11 protein-coding genes are annotated in these 10664 nt (G+C 61.0%); 8 read left to right on the top strand and 3 right to left on the bottom strand.

All coding sequences use genetic code 11. The features are described from left to right. Position 1: 1 nt before the first annotated feature. From CAQUA_RS00860 to CAQUA_RS00840, 5 genes are read left to right on the top strand one after another with little or no spacing between them, the layout of a single operon-like run. Entirely contained in the window at positions 2-382 is a 381-nt protein-coding gene (locus CAQUA_RS00860) for a sodium:proton antiporter (protein ID WP_196824923.1), read from the top strand. Continuing rightward, on the top strand, positions 379-1896 hold the full coding sequence (locus CAQUA_RS00855; RefSeq protein WP_196824924.1) for a monovalent cation/H+ antiporter subunit D family protein: 1518 nt from the start codon (positions 379-381) through the stop codon (positions 1894-1896). Before CAQUA_RS00860 ends, CAQUA_RS00855 begins: the two co-directional genes overlap by 4 nt. Then, positions 1893-2303 carry a monovalent cation/H+ antiporter subunit E gene (locus CAQUA_RS00850; RefSeq protein ID WP_196824925.1) on the top strand — a complete coding sequence of 137 codons (411 nt, stop codon included), beginning with the start codon at positions 1893-1895 and terminating at the stop codon, positions 2301-2303. The genes CAQUA_RS00855 and CAQUA_RS00850 overlap by 4 nt, the downstream gene beginning before the upstream one ends. After that, positions 2304-2573 (top strand): cation:proton antiporter, encoded by a 270-nt coding sequence (locus CAQUA_RS00845; RefSeq protein WP_196824926.1) that lies wholly within the window; start codon positions 2304-2306, stop codon positions 2571-2573. Then, positions 2573-2908 (top strand): Na+/H+ antiporter subunit G, encoded by a 336-nt coding sequence (locus tag CAQUA_RS00840; protein ID WP_196824927.1) that lies wholly within the window; start codon positions 2573-2575, stop codon positions 2906-2908. Before CAQUA_RS00845 ends, CAQUA_RS00840 begins: the two co-directional genes overlap by 1 nt. Positions 2909-3129: 221 nt before the next feature. On the opposite strand, the gene CAQUA_RS00835 is transcribed toward CAQUA_RS00840, so the two are convergent. Further along, positions 3130-4704 (bottom strand): catalase, encoded by a 1575-nt coding sequence (locus tag CAQUA_RS00835; RefSeq protein ID WP_196824928.1) that lies wholly within the window; start codon positions 4702-4704, stop codon positions 3130-3132. A gap of 82 nt (positions 4705-4786) precedes the next feature. Here CAQUA_RS00835 and CAQUA_RS00830 point away from each other — a divergent pair, with 82 nt between their 5' ends. Continuing rightward, positions 4787-5341 carry an RNA polymerase sigma factor gene (locus tag CAQUA_RS00830; RefSeq protein WP_290178486.1) on the top strand — a complete coding sequence of 185 codons (555 nt, stop codon included), beginning with the start codon at positions 4787-4789 and terminating at the stop codon, positions 5339-5341. Here the strand turns inward: CAQUA_RS00830 and CAQUA_RS00825 are convergent. Both CAQUA_RS00825 and CAQUA_RS00820 read right to left on the bottom strand, forming a co-directional pair. Next, complete coding sequence (locus CAQUA_RS00825) at positions 5330-6361, bottom strand: aspartate-semialdehyde dehydrogenase (RefSeq protein WP_196824930.1); 1032 nt, start codon at positions 6359-6361, stop codon at positions 5330-5332. The genes CAQUA_RS00830 and CAQUA_RS00825 overlap by 12 nt on opposite strands. Before the next feature lie 32 nt (positions 6362-6393). After that, positions 6394-7659 (bottom strand): aspartate kinase, encoded by a 1266-nt coding sequence (locus CAQUA_RS00820; protein WP_196824931.1) that lies wholly within the window; start codon positions 7657-7659, stop codon positions 6394-6396. Positions 7660-7803: 144 nt separating this feature from the next. Between CAQUA_RS00820 and CAQUA_RS00815 the strand changes: the two genes are divergently transcribed. Then, on the top strand, positions 7804-8613 hold the full coding sequence (locus CAQUA_RS00815; protein WP_290178483.1) for a DMT family transporter: 810 nt from the start codon (positions 7804-7806) through the stop codon (positions 8611-8613). Positions 8614-8805: 192 nt separating this feature from the next. Further along, positions 8806-10647 carry a 2-isopropylmalate synthase gene (leuA, locus tag CAQUA_RS00810; RefSeq protein WP_196824933.1) on the top strand — a complete coding sequence of 614 codons (1842 nt, stop codon included), beginning with the start codon at positions 8806-8808 and terminating at the stop codon, positions 10645-10647. Positions 10648-10664 lie beyond the last annotated feature (17 nt).

The raw sequence follows: 10664 nt of genomic DNA, 5'->3' as shown, positions 1-10664 counted from the left end.
CATGTTTATGGCCTTGACCATCTCCGTTCTTGTCGCCGGCGCGGTGTATCTCATCCAGCAGCGCGGCATGGTGCGTGTCGTGTTCGGCATGATGCTGTTCGGCCACGCCACCAACCTCACTCTGCTGGCCGCGGGCGTCGGCGCATGGCGCGGGGAAGCCTTCCCCTCCACCACACCGCTGGACGAAATGGCGGACCCGCTCCCCCAAGCGTTCGTGCTCACCGCGATCGTCATTTCCATGGCTACCACGACCATCCTTCTGATGCTCGCCGCGCTTGGGCGTGACGACGACACGGTGTACGGCGACCACTTCAACCACGGCGGCCCCTCCCCGCTGACCACCGCAGGTCGGACAGCCAGACTCAAGGAGGATGCCGAATGACCGCCGATGTGCTTCTCCCCGTCTTCGTCGCAATTCCGCTCATTGCTTCCGCATTTACGGTGCTTATGCCGTGGCGCAGGGTCAACGATGCGGTTGGCCTGCTCATCCCGGCGCTGAACCTCATCGCCGGCCTCTGGCTATTCGGTCAGACGTCCACGCACGGGACGATCGGTCACGTCATCGGTCTCTACGTGGGCAATGCCGGTATCGCGTTCGCTGCCGACCAACTGTCCGCGATCATGATGGTCACCACCATGTTGATCGCCTTAGTGGCCAACTGGTTCGCCATTGCTAGTGGTGAAACACGATCAAGTTTCTACATCCCGCTCAGCCTAGTGCTGATCACAGGCGTGTCCGGCGCACTTCTGACCGCGGATCTGTTCAACTTCTTCGTGATGATTGAGGTCATGCTCCTACCGTCCTACGGTTTGATCGCCATGACCGGTACGCGCTACCGACTGGCGTCCGCCCGCTTGTTCGTGCTGTTCAATCTAGCCGCATCGACGTTGCTGGTCTTGGGCGTTGGCTATGTGTACGGCGTGACCGGCGCGGTGAACATCGCGGCGCTTCGCGGTGTTGCTAGCGACGGCGGTCCCGCAACGGTGGCCATGGGCATCATCATGATCGCTATCTGCGCCAAGGCCGCGATCTTCCCCCTGCACACGTGGCTTCCGCGCACCTACACCTCGACCTCGGCCGCCGTGATGGCCCTGTTCTCCGGCCTGCACACCAAAGTCGCCGTGTACATGATCTTCCGCCTCTGGGTTGTGGTGTTCGGCATTGACGTCACCCATGGCAGCGCTGAGAATTGGATCATCATCGCCGTCATGGTGGCGTCCATGCTCGTCGGTTCCTTCGCGGGCTTGGGTGAGTCCACGATCCGCCAAGTCCTCGCCTACCAGATGGTGGCTGGCATGCCATTCATCTTGGTCATGCTCGCCTTTACGGACATTGAGCCCCGCTATGCCCTCGCCGCTGGCCTGCTGTACACCATCCACCACATGGTCACGATGGGCTCGCTCATCCTCAACTCCGGCGCGATCGAGGAGACCTACGGAACAGCTACCCTGTCCAAACTCTCGGGCCTGGCTCGGCGCGACCCACTAACCTCCGCGGTCTTCGCGGCCGGCGCTTTCTCTCTGATCGGTTTCCCGCCATTTTCCGGCCTGTGGGGCAAGCTCACCATCGTGTTTGCTGCGGCGGCTGCACGTGATGCCCGTTCCTGGGTCGTTCTAACCGCGATCGTTTTAGGCTCCATCGGTGCCCTGCTGTCCATGTTCCGCATCTGGAAGGAAGTCTTCTGGGGTGCCCCGATGAAGAAATTTGATTCGCGGTTGACAATCCGTTTAACGCACATGCTGCCGTCGTTAAGCCTTGCGCTCGTCTCGATGGCGATGTTCATCGGCGCTGGCCCCGTGTGGGAAGCCGTGACTGGCTCGGTAGATGCGCTGCTTGACGTCGATGCCTACACCTCGGCGGTGCTCGGGGACTCGCCAGTGGGGGTGCCGCGATGAAAATTCTCCACGGCATTGGCTACTTCTTCTGGATCGTCAAAGAGATCTACGCCGCCGGTACGTCTGCCGCCATCGCAGCGTTCAAGAAAGACCCTGGCCTGCGGCCCATCATCATCTTCTATCCCCTGCGGCTCACCACGGAATGGGAACTATTTTGGTTCTCCACCTCCATTACCGCCACCCCTGGGACGATGTCAATCGGCTTCCGTGAACCCGAAGATTCAACCGACCCCACGCTTCTCCTCGTCGAAGCAGCGTTTGGCGACGACCCGGCCGACATCATCGCCTCACTGGCGGATATGGAGGAACACGTCAACCCCAAGGTCAAAGGCATTGCCTTTGACGTCGACAGTGTGAAATGGGAGCCCTACGTTCGGTTGGACGTAGACCCCGGGAAGGACGCCTAAATGAGTATCCACACCATCATCATCGTGTGCATCGCCATCGTGGCGCTGTGCATGGTCGTCGGCCTCATCGCCATCGTGTCAACCAGCGACCGGCTCTCCCGCGCAGTCATGGCTGACATGATCTTCTACGCCATGGTGGCCATGTTCTTCATCTGGACCCTTCTCTATGACACCTGGATCGGCTACGAAATTGCCATCCTCGCGGCACTGGCCTCCGGCGCCATCCCCACCATGTCCATGGCCCGCGTGATTGCTAGGGGGCGGCGCTAATGACCATCGCCCACATCCTCGTCGCCATCTTGGTCATCGCCGCGACCATCTACACCGTGGCCGCCACGATCCTCCAACTCCGCGCACCCGATGCCCTCACCCGCGCCAACCTGCTGGGCACCCTCGTTGTCAACGCGATCCCCCTGCTCATCCTGGCTAAGTTGATCTACAGCTGGTCCACTGTCGGCTTCATCATCGGCGATTTACTCCGCGCCGTCATCGCCATCCTCGGCGTCTGGATCGTCGGCTCCGTCGGCAGCTTCGTCATGGGCCGCTCCATTTACGGTGTTACCGTCACCGATCCACAGCGCACAGATTCCGGAGAATCCGTCTAGCCGCGCACATTCATCCCCGCGTCGAGCCGCAGCGGGGGAGCTAGTATACTTCGATGAATTTTCCCCGGTTTTCAATAACGTTCCCGCAGGTCACAAGCCTGCGCCCACCAGCCAAAATCATCGAAGTATACCGCCCCAATCCAGACAAAGAAACGGACCCGCAGTAAAAACCGCGGGTCCGTGTTCCTAGGTGCGCTTGGGGGCGCTAGGGGCGTGAAGCTTTAAGCCTCGCCGCGCTTGCGTGCGAGCTCAGCGCGCAGCTTCGGCTCGAGCTCGGCGTCCACCTTGCCCCAGTACGCGAAGGTGCGCTCTTCAACGTCCTTATTAGTGATCGGCAGCATCTTGTTCGTGATGTTGTTCACGAAGCGCTCCTTCTCCGCGTCATCGAAGACTTCGCGGTAAAGGATGCCTGCCTGCATGAAGTCATCGTCGTCGCGGTGCTTCACGTACGCTGCGCGAACCAGGTCGGTGCCGTGCGGGTCCGGGTTCACGTACAGGTCAGAGGCCTGGCCATAGTCAGTGTGGTTGGAGGAAGAATCCTCACCGTTGTCTAGGTAGCCAACGCCCTTGTCCGTGTTGTTCGGGGAGTAGTTCGGCTCACCCTCGTTGGAGAAGAAGTACTGCATCGGGCCACGCTCTGCGTAGGTGTTCACCGGGTTGATCGGCTGGTTCACCGGCAGGTCGCGGTAGTTCGGTCCGATGCGGTAGCGCTGCTGGTCAGCGTACGCGAACACGCGGGCCTGCAGCATGCGGTCCGGAGACAGGCCGGTGCCCGGAACAATGTTGGACGGGTCCAGAGCGAGCTGCTCAATCTGAGCGTGGAAGTTCTTCGGGTTGCGGTTCAGCACGAAGTACCCAACATCGATCAACGGGTAGTCCTTCTGGGACCACGTCTTGGTCAGGTCAAACGGATTCCAGCGGTAGTCTTCCGCCTCTTCCGGCGGCATGATCTGAACCTTGACGTCCCAGATCGGGTAGTCGCCGTTAGCAATAGCGTTGTAGAGGTCCTCGCGGTGGTGGTCGGCGTTCTTGCCAGCCATTTCCGTTGCTTCCTCATCGGTGAAGTTCTCAATGCCCTGGCGGGTCTTGAAGTGGTACTTCACCCACACCGGGTCCCCAGCCTCGTTGACCCACTGGAAGGTGTGGGAACCAAAGCCGTCCATGTGGCGGCTGGTCTTCGGGGTACCACGGTCACCCAGCAGGTAGGTCACCTGGTGAGCAGACTCCGGAGTGCGGGTCCAGAAATCCCACTGCATCTCATCATCACGCAGGCCGGTGTGCGGCTGGCGCTTCTGGGAGTGGATGAAGTCAGGGAACTTCACGCCGTCGCGCAGGAAGAAGGTCGGGGTGTTGTTGCCCACGATGTCAAAGTTGCCGTCTTCGGTGTAGAAGCGCAGAGCAAAGCCGTGAACGTCGCGCCAGGTGTCCGGCGAACCAGCCTCACCAGCGACCGTCGAAAAACGCGCGGCCATTGGGGTCACCGTGCCAGGCTGGAAGAGCTTGGCCTTGGTGTACTGGGACACGTCGTGCGTAATGTGCAGCTCACCGAAGGCACCGTGGCCCTTTGCGTGAGGGATACGCTCCGGCACGTTCTCACGGTTGAAGTGAGCAAGCTTTTCAATCAGGTGGATGTCATCCAGCACGTTCGGGCCCTGGCGGCCGACCGTGACGGAAATGTTCTCGCTGGCGACGGGCTGGCCACCAAGACGCGTGGACTGGCCGTTGCCCGCTGGGCGCTCGCCCTTAGCGAGGATCGGTTCGGATGCAGATTCTGGGGTACTGGGATTGTGTTGCATGCCACCCCAGGGTAGGCACGATTTCACCCATTCGCATCAACCCTTTGTTTGCCCTTCATCGGCTGCTACTACGCTCAATCACGTGGGCACGCACGACAGGCACAGCGACGACGGGTACATTACTCAGCTCGCGCTCGCCGCCGGCCGCGGAGACAAGCGTGCGCTTAGTGAATTCATTGAGCTCACCCACGATGATGTGTGGCGCCTACTCGCTCACCTCGCTGGTCGGGAATTCGCTGATGACCTCACGCAAGAAACCTACCTGAGGGTGCTGGGGTCGCTGCCGCGCTTCCAGGCCCGCTCGTCGGCACGCACATGGCTTTTAAGCCTCGCCCGCCGCGCGTGGGTTGATTCCGTGCGCCGCGACATGGCGCGCCCGCGAAAAGCAGCAGTCCAATACGAAGAGGCCGCCGCCACGCGCCCCAGCCCCGACGACACAACCACGTGGTCTGAGGTCATGGACGCCCGCATGCTTCTCGACGAGCTACCTACCGAACGCCGCGAAGCCCTCATCCTGACCCAGGTGCTGGGCTATTCCTACGAGGAGGCAGCAAAAATTGCGGGCGTGCGCGTGGGAACGATTCGCTCCCGCGTCGCGCGCGCCCGCAGCCAGCTAATCAGCGGATTAGACCAATAGTTCCGCGATCTGGATCGTGTTCAGCGCCGCGCCCTTGCGCAGGTTGTCGCCTGACACCACGAAGACGAGTCCACGGTTGCCGTCGATAGCCTGGTCCTGGCGGATGCGGCCAACGTAGGAATCATCCTTGCCAGCCGCCTCGAGCGGCGTGGGGACCTCAACGACGGTCACGCCCGGCGCGGAGCCAAGAACTTCACGTGCCCGGTCCGGGGTGATTTCATTATCAAACTCGGCGTGCACAACCATCGTGTGGCCTGTGAACACCGGAACGCGCACGCACGTGCCGGACACCTTCAGCTCCGGCAAGCCCAGGATCTTCCGGGATTCGTTGCGCAGCTTCTGCTCTTCGTCGGTCTCCTCCGTGCCGTCATCGACCATGTTTCCGGCCATGGGCAGCACGTTGTACGCGATCGGCGCCACGTAGGGCCCGAAGTTCGCAGTCTCATTCGCCGAGCCGTCGTGCACGAAGTCCGTCGCCGCCTCACCGATTCCTTTGACCTGGTCAGCCAATGCGTCGACTCCGGCCAGACCCGACCCGGACACCGCCTGGTAGGAGGCCACTCGCATGACCTTCAGGTCTGCCGCATCCGACAGGGCCTTCACTACCGGCATGATCGCCATGGTGGTGCAGTTCGGGTTAGCCACGATGCCCTTGGGAATGTTCTTCAGCGCATCCGGGTTGACCTCAGACACAACCAGCGGGACCTCATCGTCCTTGCGCCACGCGGACGAGTTGTCCACCACGGTCGCTCCGGCTTCCGCGAACACCGGCGCCCACTGCTTGGAGGTGGAACCACCCGCGGAGAACAACGCAATGTCAACGTCAGCGACGGTTTCCGGCGTAACCTGCGTGAGGTCTTCCACGACGATGTTTTCGCCGCGGAACGCAAGCTCTTTACCCGCCGAACGCGGAGAGGCAAAGAAACGCACTTTATCAGCCGGGAAGTTGCGTTCCTCCAGGATCGTGCGCATCACGCGGCCGACCTGGCCGGTGGCACCAACAACAGCAAGAGTGGTCATTGTACAGTTCCTTATTTCAAATCTTCGTGCAGCTAGCGGCCGGTTCCGGCGTAGACAACAGCGACTTCATCGCCGCCTAAGTCAAACTGCTCGTGGATCGCGCGCGCTGCGTCCGCCATCTCCGCACGCCTCACGACGGCCGTAATGCGGATCTCAGACGTATTCATCATGTCGATGTTGATGCCGTTGTCCCGGAGAGCCTCCGTGAAATCGGCCGTGACGCCTGGGTGGGACTTCATACCGGCACCGACCAAGGACACCTTAGCGATCTGGTCGTTGTAGGTAACGTCTGTCCAGCTCTCCCGCTCCTGAAGGTTCTTCAGCAGCTCCATCGCGCGCGGCCCATCCGCAATCGGCAGGGTGAAGGTCACGTCCGTGGTGTGGTCTTCCACAGAGGAGATGTTCTGCAGCACCATGTCGATGTTGATTTCAGCATCCGCCAGCAGGCGGAACACCTTCGCTGCTTCACCCGGCACGTCCTTCATGCCCAGCACGGTGATTTTTGCCTCTGAATCGTCGGTAGCTACACCAACCAGAACTGCTTCTTCCACGGGGATATCCTCCATCGCTCCGGCGACGAGTGTGCCGGGATCATTGCTGTAAGACGAGCGTACTCGCATGGGCACGCCAAACGCGCGTGCGTATTCGACGCTGCGCAGAACCAAAATTTTTGACCCGGATGCAGCCAGTTCCAGCATTTCCTCGAAGGAAATCTGGTCAAGCTTCTTCGCGTCCGGCACGATGCGTGGGTCAGCGCTGTACACGCCATCGACGTCCGAGTAGATCTCACACACGTCTGCGCCCAGCGCCGCGGCGAGCGCCACCGCCGTCGTGTCCGAGCCGCCGCGCCCGAGCGTGGTCACATCTTTCGTGTCGCGGTTAACTCCCTGGAAGCCGGCGACGATGGCGATCTTGCCGGCGTCAATCGCTTCCTTCACGCGCCCCGGGGTGACTTCCAGGATGCGCGCGTTGCCGTGACGCTCCGTCGTAATAACACCAGCCTGGGAGCCTGTGAAGGATTGCACCGGCGCACCAAACGACGCGATCGCCATTGCCACCAGTGAGTTTGAAATCCTCTCACCCGCGGTGAGCAGCATATCCATCTCGCGTGGCGGCGGCACCGGGTTCACCTGCGCGGCAAGGTCCAGTAGCTCATCGGTGGTATCGCCCATCGCGGAGCACACCACCACTACGTCGTTGCCCGCCTTATGCGTATCGACGATCCGTTCCGCCACCGCCCGGATTCGCTCCGCGCTCTCCAACGACGAACCGCCGTACTTCTGCACAATCAGTGCCACGGTATTCCTACCTCTATATAACGAAAAAATGTTGCGGGAAATACTCTACGGCATTCCCCCGACATCGTCTTCTAATAGATTCGTCAGCACTGGGTGCCATAGGATGGCAGGGTGCAAGTTGACGCGCATAGCAATGTTCTCGCAGTGACTTTCGCGCTGCTTTCAGCGCTGACGATCGCTGTGGGCACTGTGTGGCGCCACCAAATCGTGGTTCAGCACGACTCCTCCACGCTCGGGACCTTCAAGAAGCCGACCTGGTGGTTGTCGCTCTCGCTGGCATGGCTGGCGTACGGGTTCCAGGCGGTCGCGCTCGCGTACGGTTCACTCCTTGTCGTCCAGCCGGTGCTCGTCTTGTCGCTGTTGATGACGCTTCTTCTCGCCGCCCGCGTTGAAGGCCGGCACATGGACGTCGATGAAAGTTTTTGGGCCACCGTCCTCACGGTCGCTGTGGGCGCGCTCGTCATCATTGGACGGCCACTACCGGGCACGCGCGCAGTGACCGGCGTCGAATGGGGCACCGCAGTCGCTGTCGGCGCGGTCACTATGGTGGTCACGTCCTACCTCGCCGCTCGTCAAGACCGAACCACCCGCGCTTTTCTGCTGGGCGCGATCTGCGGTGCAATGTTCGGCTACCTCGCCGTTTTTTCTAAAACTGCCGTCGATGAGTTCGTCCACGGCGGAATCATTGGCCTGGTCACCACTTGGCCGTTGTACGCGCTCCTCGCCTCCGCAGTGATCGGCACCGTCGTCCAGCAATATGCGTTTAGCTCCGGCAACCTTGCTCAATCGCTGCCCGCAATGAAAGTCTTTGAGCCTCTAGTCGCGTACACGTTGGGCATTTTGTTGCTCGGGGAGTCTTTCAAGGTCGAGGGTTTTGTCGGCTACCTCATCATGGTGGTGGCGGTCCTCGCGATGTTCGCCGCCACCTTTGCCCTCTCGCGCAAGCCCGCGTGACGACGGACACATTAAGCGCGTATAGTAGCCAGCATGTACGCCCCGATGCACGCGCGCGGAAGCGCCCTACTTCTACGCCGCGGCGGGTTCTAGGTCTTCATCTCTACGGCCAGCGCCCCGTCGCGGAGTTTGTCATGCTGGCCGAATCCCCCACATCCTTTAGTTCAGCTTTTAGTTAAGGACTTTTTAAGCATGTCTCCCGTTAACTCCAACATCCCTGCTCCCGGCGAAATCGTGACGCCGTCTGGCCCGCGTCCTGATGGGCAACCCGCGTGGAATATGCAGCGCAACTCCGCAATGCCGTCGAACCGCTACTTGAGCTTCGCCGAAGAAGTTGAGGACATCACCCTGCCGGACCGTACCTGGCCGGATAAAAAGATCACCCGCGCTCCACAGTGGTGCGCCGTGGACCTGCGCGACGGCAACCAAGCCCTGATTGACCCAATGAGCCCGGAGCGCAAGCGCCGCATGTTCAAGCTGCTGGTGCAAATGGGCTTCAAAGAGATTGAGGTGGGCTTCCCGTCGGCAAGCCAAACTGACTTCGACTTTGTGCGCGAGATCATCGAAGAGGACATGATTCCGGACGATGTGACCATCCAGGTATTGGTGCAGGCGCGCGAGCACCTGATCCGCCGCACGTTCGAAGCGTGCGCCGGCGCCCCGCGAGTCATCGTCCACTTCTACAACTCCACGTCGAAACTGCAGCGCGAGGTGGTCTTCCGCAAGGACCGCGCGGCGATCAAGAAGCTGGCGACGGACGCTGCAGAACTGATTAAGACGGTGGCGAAGGACTACCCGGATACGCAATGGCGCTGGGAGTACTCGCCCGAATCCTTTACCGGCACGGAGCTGGACTTTGCGGTCGAGGTGTGCGACGCGGTGGCGGACATCATGGAGGCGACTCCGGAAAACCCGATCATCATGAACCTGCCGGCAACGGTGGAAATGATCACGCCAAACGTCTACGCAGATTCGATCGAGTGGATGCACCGCAATCTGGCTAAGCGCGACTCCATCATTTTGTCGCTGCACCCACACAATGACCGCGGTACCGGCGTTGCCGCGGCTGAGCTGGGTTACCTGGCGGGCGCCGATCGCATCGAGGGGTGCCTGTTCGGCAACGGCGAGCGCACCGGCAACGTGGACCTGATCACCCTGGGCCTGAACATGCTGACCCAGGGCGTGGACCCACAAATTGATTTCTCCGACATCTCCCACATCCGTGAGACGGTGGAGTACTGCAACCAGCTCCGCGTCCCCGAGCGTCATCCATACGGGGGTGACCTGGTCTTCACCGCGTTCTCTGGCTCCCACCAGGACGCTATCAACAAGGGCCTGGACGCCCTGGCGCAGAAGGTACGCCCCGAGGCCATGTCTACCGAGGTCAGCTGGGAAGAGCTGCGCGAGACCGTGTGGGAGGTCCCGTACCTGCCGATCGACCCGAAGGACGTCGGACGCGATTACGAAGCCGTGATTCGCGTGAATTCACAGTCCGGCAAGGGTGGTGTGGCATACATCATGAAAACCGATCACGGGATCAACCTGCCGAAGGAAATGCAGGCGGAATTTTCCACCATCGTCCAGGCCATCACCGACTCTGAGGGCGGAGAAGTCAACAGCAAGCAGATGTGGGACATCTTCGCGTCTGAGTACTTGGACGTGGAGGACCCGCTGGAGCTCGTGAGCGTTTCCGTTCAGGCTGTGGATGAGTCCGCCGACCCTGAATATGCAGCAAAGTCCCAGGTCAACTACAAGGGCGAAGCCCATGAGATTGAGGGCCGCGGCAACGGTCCGATCGCCGCTTTCGCCAACGCGTTGGAGACAATCGGCATCGATTTCGAGGTTCGCAACTACCGCCAACAGTCCCGCACCGCGGGCGATGACGCGGATGCGGCCTGCTTCATCTACGCGGACGTGAACGGCTCCGCCGCATGGGGCGTGGGCATCGCGGGATCGACCACTCGAGCATCAATTCACGCGATCGTCTCTGCGGTCAACCGCGGCTTTATTGTAAGAGAAACGTTGGGGCGCTAAGATAACCCTACGGTGCA

It is taken from the genome of Corynebacterium aquatimens (assembly GCF_030408395.1).
GTDB lineage: Bacteria > Actinomycetota > Actinomycetes > Mycobacteriales > Mycobacteriaceae > Corynebacterium > Corynebacterium aquatimens.
This window is presented reverse-complemented; position numbering and strand designations above follow the sequence as displayed.

Coding starts and splice junctions, on each gene's coding strand:
- CAQUA_RS00860 (WP_196824923.1), top strand. CDS start 2: ATGTTTATGGCCTTGACCATCTCCGTTCTTGTCGCCGGCGCGGTGTAT.
- CAQUA_RS00855 (WP_196824924.1), top strand. CDS start 379: ATGACCGCCGATGTGCTTCTCCCCGTCTTCGTCGCAATTCCGCTCATT.
- CAQUA_RS00850 (WP_196824925.1), top strand. CDS start 1,893: ATGAAAATTCTCCACGGCATTGGCTACTTCTTCTGGATCGTCAAAGAG.
- CAQUA_RS00845 (WP_196824926.1), top strand. CDS start 2,304: ATGAGTATCCACACCATCATCATCGTGTGCATCGCCATCGTGGCGCTG.
- CAQUA_RS00840 (WP_196824927.1), top strand. CDS start 2,573: ATGACCATCGCCCACATCCTCGTCGCCATCTTGGTCATCGCCGCGACC.
- CAQUA_RS00835 (WP_196824928.1), bottom strand. CDS start 4,704: ATGCAACACAATCCCAGTACCCCAGAATCTGCATCCGAACCGATCCTC.
- CAQUA_RS00825 (WP_196824930.1), bottom strand. CDS start 6,361: ATGACCACTCTTGCTGTTGTTGGTGCCACCGGCCAGGTCGGCCGCGTG.
- leuA (WP_196824933.1), top strand. CDS start 8,806: ATGTCTCCCGTTAACTCCAACATCCCTGCTCCCGGCGAAATCGTGACG.